This is a genomic window from Brevundimonas sp. Soil_N_31, assembly GCF_057655995.1.
On the sequence record NZ_JBDGLE010000004.1, the window covers coordinates 56881 to 75984 of the forward strand.

Genomic DNA, 19104 nt, shown 5'->3' on the forward strand with positions numbered 1-19104 from the left:
GTCATCCTCGGGCTTGACCCAAGGATCTAGCGTCCTGGACATATGAGGCGCAGGGCGAGGGTGACGGCAGTTGGGAGAGAGGGCTACAGCGCGCCGAAGAAGGCGGGCACGGTCTCGCTGGCGGGGCCGTATACGCCTTCGTCGAACAGGCCTGCGCCCTGCGTCCGCTCCAGGTTGATCTCCACCGTCCGCGCTCCGGCCATGCGCGCCAGCTGGACGAAGCCCGCCGCCGGATAGACCGCGCCCGAGGTGCCGATGGACACGAACAGGTCGCATCGCGCCAGCGCCGCCTCGATCCGCTCCATCTCCAGCGGGATTTCCCCGAACCAGACGATGTGCGGGCGCAAGGTTCCGTGCGGGTGATGGGGCGAGGCGTGTCGGGTTTCCAGATCGCTGGTCCAGTCGCAGACGACACCCGAGGCGGTGCAGCGCGCCTTCTTCAGTTCGCCGTGCATGTGGATCAGCTCGAAGCCCGGCGCGGGCGGCGTCTCAAGGTGCGCCCGGTCGTGCAGGTCATCGACGTTTTGCGTCACCAGCAGGAAATCGCCCCTCCACCGCGACGCCAGATCGGCCAGCGCCCGATGCGCGGCGTTGGGATGTACGCTGGCGAGCTGTCGCCGTCGCTGGTTGTAGAAGTCCTGCACCAGAGCCGGGTCAGCCGCAAAGCCCTCGGGCGTGGCGACGTCCTCGACGCGATGCCCCTCCCACAGGCCGTCCGAGGCGCGGAAGGTGGGCACGCCGCTCTCGGCCGAGACGCCGGCGCCGGTCAGGATGACGAGGTTCATGGCGGCAGTCTAAACTCTTCTGCTCTTGAGAGAGAAGGCGGCTGGTGCAGCAGGTCGGATGAAGGGTCTTGTTGCCCGTGGCCGTTTGCGGGGTTGAAACTGGTCGCTGCCGGTGCGACCCCTCATCCGTCGGCCTGCGGCCGCTGCCTTCTCCCTCAAGGGGAGAGGGGAAGAGACCGAAGAGACCAAGGACTAAGACCCATGAAAACCCGCGCCGCCGTCGCGTTCGAAGCCAAACGTCCGCTCGAGATCGTCGAGGTCGATCTGGAGGGGCCGCGCGCGGGCGAGGTGCTGATCGAGATCAAGGCGACGGGGGTCTGCCACACCGACGCCTATACGCTGGACGGTCTGGATTCTGAGGGCCTCTTCCCCTCGATCCTGGGCCATGAGGGCGCGGGCGTGGTGGTCGAGGTGGGCGCAGGCGTGACCTCGCTGGCCGTCGGCGACCACGTCATCCCGCTGTACACGCCGGAATGCCGCCAGTGTAAGTCGTGCCTGTCGCGCAAGACCAACCTGTGCACCTCGATCCGGGGCACGCAGGGCAAGGGGCTGATGCCCGACGGCACCAGCCGCTTTTCCTACAAGGGCCAGACCCTTCACCACTATATGGGCTGCTCGACCTTCTCCAACTACACCGTCCTGCCCGAGATCGCGGTGGCCAAGATCCGCAAGGACGCGCCCTTCGACAAGGCCTGCTACGTCGGCTGCGGCGTGACGACGGGCGTGGGCGCCGTGGTCAACACGGCCAAGGTCGAGCCGGGCGCCAACGCCGTGGTCTTCGGTCTGGGCGGCATCGGCCTGAACGTCATTCAGGGGCTGAAGATGGTCGGGGCCGACATGATCGTCGGCGTCGACATCAACGGCGACAAGGAGGAGTGGGGCCGTCGCTTCGGCATGACCCACTTCGTCAATCCCAAGGACGTGTCCGACGTGGTGGCCCATCTGGTCGAGCTGACCGGGGGCGGCGCCGACTACACCTTCGACTGCACCGGCAACACCGTGGTCATGCGTCAGGCGCTGGAAGCCTGTCACCGCGGCTGGGGCGAGAGCGTCATCATCGGCGTGGCCGAGGCGGGCAAGGAGATCGCCACCCGTCCGTTCCAGCTGGTCACCGGCCGCGTCTGGAAGGGCTCGGCCTTCGGCGGCGCGCGCGGCCGCACCGACACGCCGAAGATCGTCGACTGGTACATGGACGGCAAGATCGAGATCGACCCGATGATCACCCATACGCTGCCGCTGGAGCGGATTAACGAGGCCTTCGATTTGATGCATGAAGGCAAGAGCATTCGTTCGGTCATCGTCTTCTAACGAGAGGGATTCAGCCATGGGCGACTGGAAACTGCCGTGGACGGGGGCCTGCCTCTGCGGGCAGGTGAAAGTTCAGGTCGCCCAGGCGCCGGTCTTCGCAGCGGCCTGTCACTGCCGGGCCTGTCAGAAGCTGACGGGCGGAGCCTATTCCCTGAGCCTGATGCTGCCCAGCGAGGGGCTGACGGTCGAGGGCGAGACGGAGATCGGCGGCCTGCACAATCCCGTGCCGGAGCATCACTTCTGTCCGTCGTGCAAGACCTGGCTGTTCACGCGCGGTATCGCCGGGGGGCAGTTCGTCAATCTGAGGCCCAGCCTGCTGGACGACGGGGCGTGGTTCGTTCCCCATGCCGATACCTGGACGACGGAGCGTCTGCCCGGCGCTCAGTCGGGGGCCAAGGTCGGCTATCCGGAATTCCCGCCGCCCGAGGACTATGCCGAGTTGATGGGCGCCTACGCTCGCGAGGGCGCGCGGCCCGACTGAGCAGGTGCAGCAAAGTTCGTTGCCAAACGAAACTTTGTCGGCTTAGCTTGCCGCGCCCGGCGCTATGATCGGGCGGATCTGGGAGGATCACCATGTTTACGCACGTCACCGTCGGGGCCAACGACCTCGAAGCCTCGCACAAATTCTATGACGCCGTTCTGGGTGCGCTGGGCCACCAGCCGGGCACGCCCAGCGACGCGCCCATGCCGGGGGTCTGGTACATGACCCCGCGCGGCATGCTGGGGGTGGTCAAGCCGCGCGACGGCCAGGCGGCGTGCCACGCCAACGGCGGCACCATCGGCTTTTTCGCCAACAGCCCCGAGGCGGTCGTCGCCTTCGCCGAGGCCGGGGTTGCGGCGGGCGGCGTGGCGATCGAGGATCCGGCCGGGCCGCGCAACACGCCTTTCGGCGCGATGCACCTGGCCTATCTGCGCGATCCGTCGGGCAACAAGATCTGCGCCGTGCACCGGCCGGGCTGAGGATTGAGGCGATGAAGATGAAGGCGGCGACTGCGTCGATCATGGCCGTTCTGGCCGTCACGGCGCTCGCCGCCTGCACGCCGGGCGGGGCGGATGCGCCCGTTGCGGCGCCGGCGGAGGCCTGGGTCCAGAAGAAGGTGGTGCTCTACCTGCCCGACCCGGTCATGAAGCAGAGGGTCGGGATCGCCGACCTGTCTCCCTATCTGAAGGCCGTCGATGAGGCTGTGGCCGCCGCAGCAAAGGTGCAGCCGACGCAGCCCGGCGCCTCGGGCATGCTGCTGCTGATGGTCAAGCCGGGCGAACGATCCAGGGCTTTCGTCGTCACCGGAGAGCCGTCGATGAAGCCGGAGGCGGTCGAGGCCATCGTCGCCGCCGCCGGGGCGGTTCCGGCGCCGTCGGTGCGCGAGGGGCCGATCCTGGTCGGCCTGCAGTTCGACGCCTGGGGCGGCGGCGCGCAGCCCCAGGGGGCGGTCGCCCCGATCCCGCGCGACTGGTACGCGCATTTTTCCAAGGATGGCGGCGTCCTCGATGACGCCTTCATGGCCAGGGTCTGGCCGGACTGATCTTCAGGAGTTCGAGTTGATGGAAACGGTCAAGAGCCACGTCGTTCACGGCGGGACGCTGCGCTATCTGAAGCACGACAGCGCGACGACGGGCACGCCCATGACGCTGTCGGTCTTTGTTCCGGCAGGGGAAGGGCCGTTTCCGGTCCTGATCTGGCTGTCGGGCCTGACTTGCACCGAGGACAACTTCACCACCAAGGCCGGGGCCTATAAGGCCGCCGCCGAGCACGGCGTCATCATCGTCGCGCCCGACACCAGCCCGCGCGGGGAGGGTGTCGCCGACGACGCCGCCTATGATCTGGGGCAGGGCGCTGGCTTCTACGTCGATGCGACGGAAGCGCCGTGGGCGCCGCATTTCCGCATGGAGAGCTATGTCACGAGCGAGCTGATCGACCTGATCGACAATGCGTTCCCGACGACGAAGACACGCTCCGTCTTCGGTCATTCGATGGGCGGGCATGGGGCGCTGACGCTGGCGTTGCGCCATCCCGAACTGTTCCGGTCGGTGTCGGCCTTTGCGCCGATTTCCTCGCCGACGCGCTGCCCCTGGGGTGAGAAGGCTTTCAGCGCCTATCTGGGCGAGGACCGGGCGGAATGGGCGAAACATGACGCGGCCCTGCTGATCGAAGGCGGGGCGGCCAAGGGCGTTTTCGACGACATCCTGGTGGATCAGGGCGACGCGGATTCCTTCCTGACCGATCAGCTGAAGCCGGAACTTCTGAAGGCGGCGGCGCAAAAGGCCGGACAGGGGCTGACCCTGCGCATGCAGCCGGGCTATGACCATTCCTACTTCTTCATGGCCAGCTTCGTGGACGACCATGTGGCCTTCCACGCCAAGCGGCTGAAAGCCTGAGTGTGATGACCGACGCCGCCCCTGATTTCGATTCCATGTTCGCGGACCTGTGCAACCAGGTCGGCTTCTGCCTGCATGAAAAGGGGCAGAAGAAGGTGATCGCCGCCCTGCCCAAGGGCTTGGACGCCGCCATGCGCGCCGTCTTCGCTGCCGAGGGCGTGGACGAGCCGAACGCGCCCGGCGATCTGAAGCGCGCCGTGCGCGACTGCATCAAGGCCCATGTGCAGCGCTGAGCGCTTTTGCACGACGAATGACGCAGACTTAATCCGCAAGGCGACGATCAAGCCTTGCGGGCGGCCATCGCTTCGCTAGCATCCCGGCCCATCGCTTTTGGGAGGAAGCTCATGATGGATCGCCGCCGCCTGCTGATGTCGGTCGCCGCGGGGGGAGCGCTGGCCGCTGTCGGCCCGGTTCGTGCCCTCGCCCACGGCGCTGCAGCGCAGACCGCCTCGGCCGACTTCAACGCCCTGATGAACCGGATCGCGCAGGAGATGCTCCTGACGGATCCGGAATCCCTGACCATGCTGGGCATGGACCGGGGCGAACACGCCGACGCCCGCTTCAAGCTGAGCGACCGCAGCCAGGCCAAGGTCGAGGCCGACAAGGTCAAGTTCGTCGCCGCCATGAAGGACATGGCGGCCATCGACCGCAACGCCCTGCCGGCCAAGGAGCAGATCTATCACGACTCCCTGACCTTCTTCGGCGAGACGGTGAAGGAGGGCTACGCCTTCCCCTATGGCGGCGGGATGTTCCCCTCGCCCTATACGGTCAGCCAGCTGGGCGGCTCGTACCAGCAGATCCCGGACTTCCTCGACAGCCAGCACCGCATTGAGGCGGCGGACGACGCCGAGGCCTATCTGTCGCGCCTGTCGGACTTCGCCCGCAGTCTGGACGACGAACGCGAGCGGATGCGGATCGACTACGCCGCCGGGGCCGTGCCGCCGGACTTCGTCATCGACCGCACCCTGACGCAGATGGGCGCCATCACCGGCACGGCCGTGGCCGACTCGGCCATGAGCCAGTCGATCGCCCGCCGCACGGCCGAGAAGAACATCCCCGGCGACTGGGCCGCGCGGGCTCAGACGATCCTGACCCGAGAGGTCTATCCGGCGATCCAGCGCCAGGCGGACGCCCTGAAGGCGGTGCGCGCGGGCGCGTCGCACGACGGCGGGGTGTGGCGCCTGCCGGACGGCGAGGCCTACTATCGCTATGGACTGAAGAACTACACCACCTCCTCGATGACGCCGGATGAGGTGCATCAGATGGGGCTGGATCAGGTGGCCGAAATCTCGGCCCGCGCCGACGGCCTGCTGAAGGCGCAGGGGTTGACGCAAGGCGCGGTCGGCCAGCGCATCGCCGCCCTCGGCAAGGATCCGCGCTTCGTCTATCCGAACACCGACGAAGCCAAGGAAGAGCTGCTGAAGGAACTGAATGTCCAGATGGCGGCCATGCAGGCCCGCATGCCGGACTATTTCGGCCGCCTGCCCAAGTCGCCGTGCGACATCCGCCGCGTGCCCAAGGCCACTGAGGCCGGCGCGCCGGGCGGCTACTACATGGCGCCGGCCCTGGATGGGTCGCGTCCGGGCGCCTACTACATCAATCTGCGCGACACGGCGGAGTGGCCCAAATGGACCCTGCCGACCCTGACCTATCACGAGGCCGTGCCGGGCCATCACTTCCAGATCGCCCTGCAGATGGAGCAGCCGGACACGCCGCTGCTGATGAAGGTCATGGGCTTCTCAGCCTATTCCGAGGGCTGGGGCCTGTATTCGGAGCAGTTGGCGGACGAGATCGGCGCCTATGAGAACGATCCCTTCGGCCAGATCGGCTATTTGCAGTCGCTGATGTTCCGCGCCGCGCGTCTGGTCGTGGACTCGGGTCTGCACCACAAGCGCTGGAGCCGCGAACAGGGCATCCGCTACATGGTCGATACGCTGGGCGATCAGGAATCCAGCATCGCCACCGAGGTCGAGCGCTACTGCGTCTGGCCGGGCCAGGCCTCCAGCTACAAGGTCGGCCACACCACCTGGGTGCGCCTGCGTGAAGACGCCAAGAAGCGTCTGGGATCGCGCTTCGACATCAAGGGCTTCCATGACACCGGCCTGAGCCTGGGCGGGGTGCCGCTGACGGTTCTGGAGCGGACCATGAACGCCTGGACCCCGGCCTGACGGCTGGACCTCTTACGGGCGCGCCGGTCCGCCATTCAGTAAGCTTTGGGAGCGGCGTCCGGCGCGGCGCGGCTCTGTTGGGGGAATATCCGAATGATCGACCGCCGCCGCCTTCTTCTGACCGCCGCCGCGACCGCTGTCGCCGCGCCTTCGCTGGCGCAAGCCGCCGCCGCTGTGACCGATGCCGATGCGCGTCTGAACGCCCTGCTGGACGGCTGGTTCGAGGCTGACATCGACGAGTCGCCCGAGCGCGCCACCAACCTGGGTCTGGACAAGGGCGCCCGCGCGGGCCTGTCGTCCAAGCTGAGCGAAGCCGGGCCGGACGCCATCCGCAAGGATCGCGACAAGGCGGTCAGCCGCTGGGCCGAGCTGCGCGCCTTCGATCAGACCGGCCTGTCCGAGGCCGGGGCGCTGAACTACGCCATCGCCGCCTTCGGGCGTCAGACCTCGGCCGAGACGGCGCGCTTCGACTATGGCGCCGGGCCGGGCCGCCCGTCGCCCTATGTCGTGACCCAGCTGTCGGGCGGCTATTTCTCCATGCCGGACTTCATGGACAACCAGCACCGCATCGAGGATGCGGCGGGCGCCGACGCCTTCCTGTCGCGCCTGGACGCCTTCGCCGGCGTGCTGGACGGCGAGACGGCCAAGATCCGCGAGGACGCCGGGCTGGGCGTCATTCCGCCGGACTTCATCATCGACCGGATGCTGCCGCAGATCCGAACCCTGCGCGATACCTCGGCCGCCGACATGTCCATGATCAAGTCGCTGGCCCGCAAGGCCGGGGCGCTGAACCTGCCGGGCTATGACGCGCGCGCCGTCGCCCTGGTCGATCAGAAGATCAAGCCCGCCCTGGCTCGCCAGATCGAGGCGCTGGAGAAGATCCGCCCCGACGCCGTGCACGATGCGGGCGTGTGGCGCCTGCCGGACGGCGAGGCCTTCTACGCCGCCGGGCTGAAGTCGAACACGACGACCACGCTCTCGGCCAAGGAAATCCACGCCATGGGCCGCGAGCAGGTGGCCGAGATCACCGCCGAGATCGACGGCATCCTGAAGTCGCAGGGCATGACCCAGGGCACGGTCGGCGAGCGGGTTCAGGCGCTGAACAAGGATCCGGCCCAGCTGTTCCCCAACACCGACGCGGGCAAGGAAGAGCTGCTGAAGTGGCTGAACGAGCAGGTCGCGGCGCTGGAGCCGAAACTGCCCGCCGTCTTCGGCCGCCTGCCCAAGACCCACGTCGAGGTGCGCCGCGTGCCGGTGTCGATCCAGTCGGGCGCGCCGGGCGGATACTATCAGGGGCCGCCGCTGGATGGCTCGCGTCCAGGCGCCTACTACATCAACCTGCGCGACAGCGGGAACTGGCCGAAGTTCGCCCTGCCGACCCTGACCTATCACGAGGCCTCGCCGGGCCACCACCTGCAGGTGGCGCTGCAACGCGAGTCGGGCGAACTGCCGCAATGGCGCCGCGCGGGCGGCTTCTCGGCCTATAACGAAGGCTGGGCGCTGTACGCCGAGGCGGTCGCGGCGGACGATCTCGACGCCTACGCCACCGATCCGCTGGGCCGGGTGGGCTTCCTGATGTCCTATCTGTTCCGGGCCGTGCGTCTGGTGGTCGACACCGGCATCCACTCCGAACGCTGGAGCCGCGGACAGGCGGTCGACTATATGGCGGCCTCAGGCGCCAAGCCGCTGGACGCCTCGAACAGCGAGATCAACCGCTACTCGGTCTGGCCGGGCCAGGCCTGTTCCTACAAGGTCGGCCACACGGTCATCGCGCGCCTGCGCAAGGAGGCGGAAGCCAAGCCCGGCTTCGACCTGCGCGCCTTCCACGACAAGGTGCTGGGCAGCGGCTCCCTGCCGCTGGCGGTGCTGGAAGGGCGGATGCGCGCCTGAGGCGTGATTGAAGCCTGAAACGAATGACGGCCCGGACGTTCGCGCGTCCGGGCCGTTTTCACGTCTGGCGTCGAGCCGTCGTCAGGTCGCCGCGCGCCAGGTGGTCGGCCACAGATCCTGCGGAATGGCGGTGCAGCTGGGCATGTTTTTCTCGTTCAGCAGGGCGAAGCGTTCGCCGGTCCAGGCCCAGGTGCCCATGCGGCCGCAGTCGCCGATGCCGCGTCCCCGACCGAAGGCGAACAGGGTGCGGGTCTTGGGGTCATAGCGGCTGTTGACCAGGGTTTCTTCGCTGCCGGTCGCCGTGGAGAAGCTGACCAGCTGGGGCGAGGTTCGGTCAGCCGATGTGATGAAATAGACCTGGTTGAAGTTGTAGGCGCCTTCGCCGCAGGGCACGGCCCACAGCAGTTTGTCTTCCGCCAGACGGAAGACCTCGACGTCCGGTTCGAACCGCTCGCCCTTGCGGGTTTCGGCCAGGCATTCCTTTACCTTGGGGTGCGCCAGCAGCGCCGGCGACAGGTCGTCCTGCACCAGGCCGTTCTGCGGCGCGGCGGCGGCGATCGTCACGCGCGGGGCGGCCGGCGCGGCGGGGACGGTGGAGGCCGGACGGTCGCCGCGACGGATCAGGGCGGTGGTCGTGCCCAGCCGTCCCTGACGCTCGTCGATCCACAGGAAGGCGGCGGCGGCCCCGCCCAGGCTGACCTTCATCTGCTTGTCGCCGCGCCTTAACGCCATGAAGGAGCCGTTGCCGAGGCCCTGCATCAGCGGGGCTGAGGGCGTCCTGAAGGCGATGACGTCGCCTTCCTCGTCCATCTTGGTGTTCTGACCCGCATGGCGCCGGCCGTCGATCTCGGCGTAGACGTCGCCCTCGCCGTCCTCCAGGCCCCAGCCGCCCATATGAACCACGGGCCGGGCGTCCGGTCCGGGGGCGAGCGAGACGAGGACGAAGCCCATCTGGTTCTCGCCTGAGCCGAAGGCGACGCAGTGGTTGGTGTTGTCGCAGGTGGCGGTCCAGTCTCGGAACTCGCGCGTCACGCTGGGCGGATTGGCGGCGGCGGCCTGGACAGCGGAGGCGGCGGCCGCTTCTGCAGGGGCCGGCGCGGCCGGGGTTTCGGGCGTGGCGGCGGCCTCACGTCCCTTGCAGGCGATCAGCGTCAGGGGGAGGAGGGCGACAGAGGCGGCGAACCGCAGGCGGCGAAGCGTCATCAGGCGTTCCATGCGTTCTTGATCGACTGGCGACGCCAAGCGTAGCCATGAAAAAGCCTAGCGGCCAAGCCGCCGTTTCGTTCCGGCGGCTTCGTTCCCGCCGTGCGGCTTTCGTCCCCTTTGCGCCCGCGCGCCGGGGTCGCTATATCCCCTGCACCGAATTCCTTCCCTGATTGAGAGACAGAGGCGTAAGCATGGCCAAGATCAAGGTCGCCAATCCCATCGTGGACATCGACGGCGACGAAATGACCCGGATCATCTGGCAGATGATCAAGGACAAGCTGGTCTTCCCGTACCTGGACCTCGAACTCGATTATTACGACCTCGGCATGGAAAGCCGTGACGCCACCGATGATCAGATCACGATCGACGCGGCCCACGCCATCCAGAAGCACGGCGTCGGCGTGAAGTGCGCCACCATCACCCCGGACGAGGCGCGCGTCGCCGAATTCGGCCTGAAGAAGATGTGGAAGTCGCCGAACGGCACCATCCGCAACATCCTGGGCGGCGTGGTCTTCCGCGAGCCGATCATCTGCAAGAACGTCCCGCGCCTGGTGCCGGGCTGGACGCAGCCGATCGTCGTCGGCCGTCACGCCTTCGGCGACCAGTACAAGGCCACCGACTTCCTGATGCCGGGACCGGGCGTGCTGACCATCAAGTTCGTCGGCGACGACGGCGAGGTCATCGAGCACGAGGTCTATAAGTCGCCGGGCGCCGGCGTGGCCATGGGCATGTACAACCTGGACGCCTCGATCCGCGAGTTCGCCCACGCCTCGTTCGCCTATGGCCTGCAGCGCAACTACCCAGTCTATCTGTCGACCAAGAACACCATCCTGAAAGCCTACGACGGCCGCTTCAAGGACATCTTCCAGGAAGTCTTCGACGCCGACTACGCCGAGGAATTCAAGAAGCGCGGCCTGACCTATGAACACCGCCTGATCGACGACATGGTCGCGGCCGCAATCAAGTGGTCGGGCGGCTTCGTCTGGGCGTGCAAGAACTACGACGGCGACGTGCAGTCGGACATCGTGGCGCAGGGCTTCGGCTCGCTGGGCCTGATGACCTCGGTGCTGATGACGCCGGACGGCAAGGTCATGGAGACCGAGGCCGCCCACGGCACCGTGACCCGCCACTACCGCCAGCATCAGAAGGGCGAGGCCACCTCGACCAACTCGATCGCCTCGATCTTCGCCTGGACCCGCGGCTTCAAGCACCGCGCCAAGCTGGACGGCAACGCCGAGCTGGCCGAGTTCGCCGATACGCTGGAGCGCGTGGTTGTCGAGACCGTCGAGTCGGGCTTCATGACCAAGGATCTGGCCCTGCTGGTCGGCGATCAGCAGTCCTGGCTGACGACCGAAGGCTTCCTGGACAAGGTGTCCGAGAACCTGAAGAAGGCCCTGCCGGGCATCGGCTGAGCTTAGCTCAGAACGACATCAAGGCCCGCCGGAGCGATCCGGCGGGCTTTTTGTTGGGCGTTATCCCCCACATTCGCCGTCATCCTCGGGCTTGACCCGAGGATCCAGGGGGGGCGACGCGCTCGATCCTGCCCATGTCCCGCACGCGGATGGCTGGATCCTCGGGTCAAGCCCGAGGATGACGGCGTGGGACAGAGGGACAGGGGGACGGAGCCGCGTGAAAACACGCATTGAACCCGCCTACGATCCATGTCCCTAATACTCTTGGGGATTTTGACGCCGTTTCGTCGTCGTCTCGTCGCGTTCGTAAGGCAGGGGAGGGCCGATGAACCGCAAACTGATCATTCGTCTGGGGGTGGCGGCCGCCGCAGTCCTTGTGGTCGCCTACGCCGCGTCGCCGCTGCTGGCGGCGCGATCGTTGGTGCAGGCGGCGAAGGCCGGGGATGAAGCGGGGCTGGAGCGCCAGGTGGACTTTCCCGCCTTCCGCGCCAGTCTGAAGGACGAACTGAACGCCCGCATGATGGCCGAGATGCGCAACGATCCGCGCATGGCCGACAGCGGCCTGTCGGGTCTGGGCATGCTGCTGGCGCCCGCCATCGTCGGCGGGGCGGTCGACGCCTTCGTCACCCCGCAGGCGATCTCGATGATGGTGCAGGAGGGTCGCACGCCCAAGCCCGCTCTCTCGGTCGAGACGGAGCCGAAGGCGAAGAGCGACCATGACCGCGTGCGTCAGTCGTGGGGCTATCGCGACCTGGACACCTTCGCCGTCACCCTGACCCGCGACGACCAGCCGGACGAGCAGGTGTCCCTGCTGATGAAGCGCCGCAACCTGTTCGGCTGGAAGCTGGCGGCGATTGATCTGGGGACGCCAGAGTAAGCCATACTCCGCTCATCCCGGCGGAGGCCGGGATCCAGTGCTTTGGCTTCAAGCGCTTTGCTGAAATGGAAAGGACGCCGTGTGGCGCTCTTTCTGGTTCCCGGCCTCCGCCGGGATGAGCGGGGTTGGGGCAGCGCTCAACCCTCGATACGCGAGCGGCTTAAAGAAAAGGGCGGCGCATCCGATGCGCCGCCCTTCGTCGTTTCAGCCTGTGGGGGCGATCAGCCCTTCAGCGCGGCGCGGATGGCGTTCAGCCCAGCCTCGGCCTTCGATCCGTCCGGGGCGCCGCCCTGGGCGAAGTCGGGCTTGCCGCCTGCGCCCTTGCCGCCCATGGCGATGACGGCGTCGCGGGCCAGGTCGGCCGCATTGACCTTGCCCGCCATGTCCGGCGTGGCGGCGACCGTGATGGCCGCCTTGCCGTCGGTGACGCCGACCAGGGCGACGACGCCCGAACCGAGCTGTTTCTTGAAGTCCTCGGCCACGCCGCGCAGGCCCTTGCCGTCGACGCCGTCCAGCACGCGGGCGATCAGCTTGACGCCGTTGATCTCTTCGGGGGCCGCATTGGCGCCCGCGCCGCCGCCCAGGGCCAGTTGTTTCTTCAGGTCGGCGACCTGCTTCTCCAGCGTCTTGACCGAGGCTTGCAGACCCTCGACGCGGGCCGGAACCTCGGCGGGCTGGATCTTGAAGCCCTGAGCCAGATGACGGGCGACAGTGGCCTGATCCAGCAGGAAGCGGCGGGCCGCCTCGCCGGTCAGGGCCTCGACGCGGCGCACGCCGGCGGCCACGCCGCCTTCGGACACGATCTTGAACAGGGCGATGTCGCCGGTGCGGAAGACGTGGGTGCCGCCGCACAGCTCGACCGAATAGGCGCCGGGGCCGCTGAGGGCGCGGCCGATGGTCAGGACGCGGACCTCGTCGCCGTACTTCTCGCCGAACAGGGCCACGGCGCCCGCCGCGATGGCGGCGTCGGGCGTCATCAGCTCGGTCGTGACCGGGACGTTCTGGCGGATGACGGCGTTCACCTCGTCCTCGACGCGGGCGATCTCCTCGTCCGTCATCGGGGCGTTGTGGCTGAAGTCGAAGCGCATGCGCTCTGCGTCGACCATCTGGCCCTTCTGGGCGACGTGGGCGCCCAGGACGTTCTTGACGGCGGCGTGGAACAGGTGGGCGGCCGAGTGGTTGGCGCGGGTGGTCGGGCGCGAGCCTTCCTCGACGGTGGCGGTTACGACCGCGCCGGTCGTCAGCGAACCCTTGGTCACTTCCAGCGTGTGAACGTGCAGGTCGCCGCCGTGCTTCTTGGTGTCGAGAACTCGGCCTTTGCCGCCGCTCCAGACGAAGGCGCCCTTGTCGCCCGCCTGACCGCCGCCTTCGCCGTAGAAGGGGGTCTTGTCCAGCAGCACCTCGACCGTCTCGCCGGTCGCGGCGGAGGGGCTTTCGGCGCCGTCCTTGACGATGGCGATGACCTTGCCTTCGCCGGTTTCGGACTCATAGCCGGTGAACTGGGTGCCGCCGTGCTGGTCGCGCAGGGCCAGCCAGGCGCTGGCCGAGGCCGTCTGGCCCGAGCCCTTCCAGTGTTCGCGCGAGCGGTCGCGCTGTTCGGCCATGGCGGATTCGAAGCCGTCGACGTTGACGCTGAAGCCGCGACGACGGGCCTCGTCCTGCGTTAGGTCCAGCGGGAAGCCGTAGGTGTCGTACAGGGTGAAGGCCGTCTGGCCGTCCAGCATGTCGCCGGCCTTGAAGTCGCTGGTGGCCTGATCGAACAGGTTCATGCCGCGACCCAACGTGGTGCGGAAGCGGATCTCTTCCTGCTTCAGCGTGTCCTCGATGAAAGCCTGGGCGCGGCCGAGCTCGGGGTAGGCCTCGCCCATCTCCTCGACCAAAGTCGGCACTAGGCGGTGCATCAACGGATCGGCGGCGCCCAGCAGGTGGGCGTGGCGCATGGCGCGGCGCATGATGCGGCGCAGGACATAGCCCCGGCCCTCGTTCGAGGGGGTCACGCCGTCGGCGATCAGGAAGGCGGTCGAACGCAGGTGATCGGCGATGACCCGGTGCGACGGTGCGCGCTCGCCCTCGGCCTTGGTGTGGGTCAGCTCTTCCGAGGCCGCGATCAGATTGCGGAACAGGTCCACTTCATAGTTGGAGTGGACGCCCTGCAGCACGGCGGCGATGCGCTCCAGACCCATGCCGGTGTCGACCGATTTCTTGGGCAGTTCGCGAACGATCTCGTCGTTCTCCTTTTCGAACTGCATGAAGACGTTGTTCCAGATCTCCACGAAGCGGTCGCCGTCCTCGTCCGGCGAACCGGGAGGGCCGCCGAAGATATGGTCGCCGTGGTCGTAGAAGATTTCCGTGCACGGACCGCTCGGCCCGCTGTCGCCCATGGCCCAGAAGTTGTCGGCGGTGGGGATGCGGATGATCTTGTCGTCCGAGAAGCCGGTGATCTTCTTCCAGATGTCGAAGGCTTCATCGTCGGTGTGATAGACGGTGACCAGTAGGCGCTTGGGATCGAGGCCGAACTCCTTGGTCAGCAGGGTCCAGGCGCGCTCGATGGCGTGGTCCTTGAAGTAGTCGCCGAACGAGAAATTGCCCAGCATTTCAAAGAAAGTATGGTGACGCGCGGTATAGCCGACGTTGTCCAGGTCGTTGTGCTTGCCGCCGGCGCGGACGCATTTCTGCGAGCTGGTGGCGCGGTTGTAGGGCGGGGTGGCGGCGCCGGTGAAATAGTCCTTGAACGGCACCATGCCCGCGTTGACGAACAGCAGCGTCGGGTCGTTCTGCGGCACGAGCGGAGCCGACTGCACCTTCTCGTGGCCGTCGGCGGCGAAGTAGTCGAGGAAGGTGGAACGGATCTGCTTCAGGCTGGTCATGGGCGTATCGCTCTGGAACTCGGGCGCGCGGGAGGAATGTCGGAACCGGCGTCATATAGGGATTTTGCGCCGAACGCATCACTGGCGCGTGATCCTGCGGGCGCGGCCGTGTTTTTACGCTCGAGGACGCTCTAATCGTGCAGGCGACGCGGCGAGACGATCAGGCCGTCCGCGTCGGCGTAGAGCCAGTCGCCGGGGGTGAAGATGACGCCGCCGAAGGCGGTGGGGATGTCGATCTCGCCGATGGCGTCGCGATCGGCGCGCAGGGGGATGGTTCCCAGGGCTTTGACGCCGACGTTCATGGTGTTGATGACGGCTGTGTCGCGCACGGCGCCGTGGACGACGATCCCGGCCCAGCCGTTGTCGATGGCCAGTTTGGCTAGGTTGTCGCCGACCAGGGCGCGCTTGAGCGAACCGCCGCCGTTGACCACCAGAACCGCGCCTTGACCGGGGCGCTCCAGCGTCTGGCGGACCAGGGCGTTGTCGTCCAGCACGCTGAGGGTGCGGATCGGGCCGTGGAAGGCCGTGACCTGGCCGAAGCTGCGGAAAGGCGTCTGGCAGACCTTCACCACGTCAGGATGGGCGTCGCAGAGGTCGGCGGTGGCAGGGGGCATGGCGTTCCTTCTTCTTTATCAAGAATCGTTGTTATGTGATCTGGTCTGATGGATGTTTCAGACTTTAATTTAGGGAGAATACGCGTGCGCACGCTAACCAAATTGGCAATGTCCGGAATTCTTCTCGCCATGACCGCTTCGCCGGCGGTTGCGTTCAATTCATGGGAGTATGTGTACTATTATACATTCTATTCGGACGCATCCATGACGACCGTCGTGGGGTATGGGAATGATGTTTGCATGGAATCGGGAGGCAATGTGACGGTAATTACGCCCCTGTTCCCTACGCCTTACTATACGGCCGAGCGGGGGCACGAGTGCCGTCCTGGGGGACCGCTTTGAGCTGAGGTCAATTTTCAGCTTGGGGAAAAAAAGAGGCCCGCCCGAAGCAGGTCGGGCGGGCCGGTCTCCGTTCGACCGGCCCCGCGGGGTCGGTAGGCGGGTCGCGAGGCGGCGAACGGAGAAGCTCTGGCCGTCAGGATGCCCCTTGCCTTCCGCCGTCATCCTCGGGCTTGATCCGAAGATCGGATCGTCAGCGCGATCACGGCTGGAAAGGAAGAGGACGCTGCCTGGCTGGATCCTCGGGTCAAGACCGAGGATGACGGCGTTGGGGGTGGCGGATCAGCCCTCCAGATCCTGACCTTCGTCCGGCTCGGGCGCGCCCAGCATGTCGTCGGCGATCTTGGCCGTCGACTGGCGCACGGCCTTCTCGATGGCGAGGGCCATGTCGGGGTTGTTCTTGAGAAACTCCTTGGCGTTCTCGCGACCCTGGCCGATGCGGGTGGAGTCGTAGGAGAACCACGAACCCGACTTCTCGATGATGTTGGCCTTGACCCCCAGGTCGATGATCTCGCCGATCTTGGAGATGCCTTCGCCGTACATGATGTCGAAGATGACCTCGCGGAACGGCGGGGCGACCTTGTTCTTGACCACCTTGACGCGGGTGGTGTTGCCGACGACCTCGTCGCGGTTCTTGATCGCGCCGGTGCGGCGGATGTCGAGGCGCACCGAGGCGTAGAACTTCAGCGCATTGCCGCCCGTCGTCGTTTCCGGCGAGCCGTACATGACGCCGATCTTGTGACGGATCTGGTTGATGAACAGGACGATGCACTTCGACTTGGAGATCGAGGCCGTCAGCTTGCGCAGGGCCTGCGACATCAGGCGGGCCTGAAGGCCGGGCAGGCTGTCGCCCATCTCGCCCTCGATCTCAGCGCGGGGCGTCAGGGCGGCGACGGAGTCGACCACCACGATGTCCACGGCGCCCGAGCGCACCAGGGTGTCGACGATCTCCAGCGCCTGCTCGCCCGCATCGGGCTGCGACACCAGAAGGTCGTCGAGGTTCACGCCCAATTTCTGAGCGTAGACGGGATCGAGCGCGTGTTCGGCGTCGACGAAGGCGGCCACGCCGCCCTTCTTCTGGACCTCGGCCACGGTGTGCAGGGCCAGGGTCGTCTTGCCCGAGGATTCGGGGCCGAACACCTCGATCACCCGGCCGACCGGCAGACCGCCGATGCCGAGCGCCATGTCGAGACCCAGAGAGCCGGTCGAGACGCTCTCGATCTCGGCCACCTGTCCGGCCTTGCCCAGTTTCATGACCGAGCCCTTGCCGAAGGCGCGATCGATCTGTGCGATCGCCGCCTCAAGAGCGCGTTGTTTGTCGCCGTCTTCTTTACCCACGAGCTTCAGTGCCGCCTGTGACATTGGTTTTCTCTCCCTTGCCATGATTCCCATCTGACTTCGGGAGAGACCCGCCACGGACCCGCTCCCTCGTTGAGCCGGACTATGGACATGGTTTGTTCTTGTTCGCAAGATGTTCTCGTGAACTGAACGAGAACAAATCTGTGCGATGCGACCGAAATTGACGCATTAGCTCTTTTGTCGGCCGAATTGATCCAACAGCCAAGCTCGCGCGTTAGGCAGGGCATGACCGACATTGAGACCTCCCTTTCCGCCGAGCCGGCGAAGCCCGCCGTCCTGACCATCCGCAACGCCCGCATGGGCGATGTCGCCGGGGTCAACGCCCTGGTGGCGCGAGTTTACAAGGACATGCCGCCCTATACGCCGGGGATGCTGCGCGGCCAGATCGCCACCTATCCCGACGGGCAGTTCGTGGTCGAGTTCGAGGGCGAGATCGTCGGCTACGCCGCCAGCTTCCGCATCGACGAGGCCTCGGCCATGGGGCCGCACAGCTGGGACCAGATCACCGGCGGCGGCTATGGCGCGCGCCACGATCCGGCGGGCGCGTGGCTGTACGGCATGGAGGTCTGCGTCGACCCCGCCCGACGCCGCCTGCGCATCGGCCAGCGCCTGTATGACGCGCGCCGCGACCTGTGCGAGGCGCAGAACCTGAAGGGGATCGTCTTCGGCGGCCGGATGCCGGGGCTGGCGCGTCGCCGGGCCGCCTATCCGGACCCGAACGCCTATGTCGAGGCGGTGCGCGACCGCAAGGTGAAGGATCCGATCATGGCCTTTCACCAGCGTTCCGGGTTCGAGCCTGCGGGGGTGCTGCTGAACTATCTGCCGTCGGACAAGGCGTCGCTGGGCCATGCGGCGCGCTGGGTCTGGCGCAATCCCTACTATGTCGAGGCGACGGGCAAGGGGGCGGCCTTTGCGGTGAAGGAGACGGTGCGCGTCGCCACCGTCCAGCTGCAGATGCGCAAGGTCGAAAGCTTCCGCGAGTTCATGGACAACGTCGAATATTTCGTCGACGTGGTGTCGGATTATCGCGCCGACTTCGTGGTCTTCCCCGAGCTGTTCACGCTTCAGCTGCTGTCGCTGGAGACGAAGAAGCTGACCCCGGCGGAATCGATCGAGGCCCTGACCCGCTACACGCCGCGCTTCGTCGAGGCGATGCGCGAGCTGGCGGTAGGCTACAACGTCAACATCATCGGCGGCTCGCACCCGACGCGGACCGAGGACGGCGAGATCCAGAATGTCGCCTACGTCTTCCTGCGCGACGGCTCGGTGCATGAGCAGGAGAAGATCCACCCGACCCCGAACGAGCGGCACTGGTGGAACATCAAGGGCGGCGACCGCGTCAACGCCATCCCTACCGACTGCGGGCCGATCGGGGTGATGATCTGCTACGATTCCGAGTTCCCCGAACTGGCGCGGCGTCTGGCGGACGAGGGGGCGCGCATCCTGTTCACCCCCTTCTGCACCGACAACCGGCAGGGATATCTGCGGGTGCGTTACTGCTCGCAGGCGCGGGCCATCGAGAACCAGTGCTACGTCGTGCTGTCGGGCAATGTCGGCAACCTGCCCAACGTCGAGAACATGGACATCCAGTATGCGCAGTCCTGCATCCTGACGCCGTGCGACTTCCCCTTCGCGCGCGACGGGGTGGCGGCCGAGGCCAGCGAGAACGTCGAGACGGTGACGGTGGCGGATCTGGACCTGTCCGACCTGGCCTGGGCCAAGGCGCAGGGGACGGTGCGGAACCTGAGGGATCGCCGGTTCGATCTGTACAAGACGGTGTGGACGGATGGGGGGTGACCTTGCCGCCGCTCATCCCGGCGGACGCCGGGATCCAGTAAGAGCAGCGCGCACGAGGCCTGGTGTTCATGCCGCGCGTTTGAGGCCAAAGCACTGGGCCCCGGCG

Annotated in this window: 16 protein-coding genes; 11 read left to right on the forward strand and 5 right to left on the reverse strand. The window is 66.8% G+C overall.

From position 1 onward, the window contains the following. Positions 1-83: 83 nt before the first annotated feature. A complete protein-coding gene (locus AC3A3G_RS07820) occupies positions 84-785 on the reverse strand; it encodes an NAD-dependent deacylase (RefSeq protein ID WP_200167980.1) in 702 nt (233 codons plus the stop codon). Between the two features lie 201 nt (positions 786-986). On the opposite strand from AC3A3G_RS07820, the gene AC3A3G_RS07825 reads away from it, so the two are divergent. The 8 genes from AC3A3G_RS07825 to AC3A3G_RS07860 all read left to right on the forward strand — a co-directional run bounded on the left by AC3A3G_RS07825 (position 987) and on the right by AC3A3G_RS07860 (position 8527). Beyond that, on the forward strand, positions 987-2093 hold the full coding sequence (locus AC3A3G_RS07825) for an S-(hydroxymethyl)glutathione dehydrogenase/class III alcohol dehydrogenase (protein ID WP_200167981.1): 1107 nt from the start codon (positions 987-989) through the stop codon (positions 2091-2093). Between the two features lie 16 nt (positions 2094-2109). Continuing rightward, complete coding sequence (locus tag AC3A3G_RS07830; protein ID WP_200167982.1) at positions 2110-2574, forward strand: GFA family protein; 465 nt, start codon at positions 2110-2112, stop codon at positions 2572-2574. A 92-nt stretch (positions 2575-2666) separates the two neighbouring features. Next, positions 2667-3053, forward strand: coding sequence for a VOC family protein (locus AC3A3G_RS07835; protein ID WP_200167983.1), 387 nt, complete (start codon positions 2667-2669; stop codon positions 3051-3053). A gap of 11 nt (positions 3054-3064) precedes the next feature. Further along, positions 3065-3616, forward strand: a complete 552-nt coding sequence (locus AC3A3G_RS07840) for a hypothetical protein (protein WP_487487914.1) — start codon at positions 3065-3067, stop codon at positions 3614-3616. Between the two features lie 19 nt (positions 3617-3635). Continuing rightward, positions 3636-4469: an S-formylglutathione hydrolase gene (gene fghA, locus AC3A3G_RS07845; protein WP_368925077.1), complete on the forward strand. Its 834-nt coding sequence runs from the start codon at positions 3636-3638 to the stop codon at positions 4467-4469. Between the two features lie 5 nt (positions 4470-4474). Beyond that, a complete protein-coding gene (locus AC3A3G_RS07850) occupies positions 4475-4702 on the forward strand; it encodes a hypothetical protein (RefSeq protein WP_368925079.1) in 228 nt (75 codons plus the stop codon). Positions 4703-4813: 111 nt separating this feature from the next. Continuing rightward, positions 4814-6637 (forward strand): DUF885 domain-containing protein, encoded by a 1824-nt coding sequence (locus AC3A3G_RS07855; protein WP_487487915.1) that lies wholly within the window; start codon positions 4814-4816, stop codon positions 6635-6637. A gap of 93 nt (positions 6638-6730) precedes the next feature. After that, positions 6731-8527: a DUF885 domain-containing protein gene (locus tag AC3A3G_RS07860; protein ID WP_200167987.1), complete on the forward strand. Its 1797-nt coding sequence runs from the start codon at positions 6731-6733 to the stop codon at positions 8525-8527. 81 nt (positions 8528-8608) lie between these two features. On the opposite strand, the gene AC3A3G_RS07865 is transcribed toward AC3A3G_RS07860, so the two are convergent. After that, a complete protein-coding gene (locus AC3A3G_RS07865; protein WP_200167988.1) occupies positions 8609-9730 on the reverse strand; it encodes a DUF1176 domain-containing protein in 1122 nt (373 codons plus the stop codon). A 194-nt stretch (positions 9731-9924) separates the two neighbouring features. On the opposite strand from AC3A3G_RS07865, the gene AC3A3G_RS07870 reads away from it, so the two are divergent. Next, complete coding sequence (locus AC3A3G_RS07870; RefSeq protein WP_125901125.1) at positions 9925-11145, forward strand: NADP-dependent isocitrate dehydrogenase; 1221 nt, start codon at positions 9925-9927, stop codon at positions 11143-11145. Positions 11146-11470: 325 nt separating this feature from the next. Then, on the forward strand, positions 11471-12022 hold the full coding sequence (locus AC3A3G_RS07875; RefSeq protein ID WP_200167990.1) for a DUF2939 domain-containing protein: 552 nt from the start codon (positions 11471-11473) through the stop codon (positions 12020-12022). A gap of 221 nt (positions 12023-12243) precedes the next feature. On the opposite strand, the gene alaS is transcribed toward AC3A3G_RS07875, so the two are convergent. The 3 genes from alaS to recA form a co-directional block, all read right to left on the reverse strand. Further along, complete coding sequence (gene alaS, locus AC3A3G_RS07880) at positions 12244-14889, reverse strand: alanine--tRNA ligase (RefSeq protein WP_487487916.1); 2646 nt, start codon at positions 14887-14889, stop codon at positions 12244-12246. Between the two features lie 131 nt (positions 14890-15020). After that, positions 15021-15503: a ribonuclease E activity regulator RraA gene (rraA, locus tag AC3A3G_RS07885; RefSeq protein ID WP_487487917.1), complete on the reverse strand. Its 483-nt coding sequence runs from the start codon at positions 15501-15503 to the stop codon at positions 15021-15023. Between the two features lie 621 nt (positions 15504-16124). Continuing rightward, positions 16125-17204: a recombinase RecA gene (recA, locus tag AC3A3G_RS07890; protein ID WP_040346130.1), complete on the reverse strand. Its 1080-nt coding sequence runs from the start codon at positions 17202-17204 to the stop codon at positions 16125-16127. A 222-nt stretch (positions 17205-17426) separates the two neighbouring features. Here recA and AC3A3G_RS07895 point away from each other — a divergent pair, with 222 nt between their 5' ends. Continuing rightward, positions 17427-18998, forward strand: coding sequence for a GNAT family N-acetyltransferase (locus AC3A3G_RS07895; protein WP_487487918.1), 1572 nt, complete (start codon positions 17427-17429; stop codon positions 18996-18998). Positions 18999-19104 lie beyond the last annotated feature (106 nt).